General features: G+C 75.7%; 1 protein-coding gene. It reads right to left on the bottom strand.

Translation table 11 applies throughout. The annotated features are described in order from the left end of the window. The coding region (locus tag AC1DYK_RS35625) for an alcohol dehydrogenase catalytic domain-containing protein (RefSeq protein ID WP_478170555.1) at positions 1 to 467 on the bottom strand (467 nt) is incomplete at its 3' end. Positions 468 to 519: the final 52 nt, after the last annotated feature.

Raw genomic sequence — 519 nt, 5'->3', positions numbered from 1 at the left:
GTTCCCATGCCGCCGGAGGCGCCGAGGATCAGCACGCGTTCGCCGGGTCCGGGGGCCGTCGCCTCCATCAGCGCGGCGGCCGTCACCCCGTCGTGCGCGAGGGCGGCGGCCTCGCGCAGCCCCAGTCCGTCCGGTACCGGCACCAGGTGGTCGGCTGAGGCCGCCGCCTGCTCGGCGTAGCCGCCGGTGAAGCCGACGGAGGCGATGACCCGGCGGCCGGCCCACCCCGCGTCGCCGCCCTCGCCGACCATGCGCACCGTCCCGGCGATCCCACCCCCCGGTACGTACGGGGGCCGGACCGGAAAGTAGTCGCTGAACGCTCCCGACCGGATCTGGGTCTCCACGAAGAGCGTGTCAACGTGGCTCACGTCGATCACCACCTCGCCGGCCCCCGGCACCGGGTCGGGCATCTCGGCCGGAACCAGTACCGCCGGGCCGCCCAGCTCCCTGACCAGCGCCACACGCATGCGGATCACACCTCTCCGTCGCCGGGCGGCCGGCCTGTCCGGGGCCCGTGCG

This window comes from Variovorax sp. P2_H12, assembly GCF_056403395.1.
This window is presented reverse-complemented; position numbering and strand designations above follow the sequence as displayed.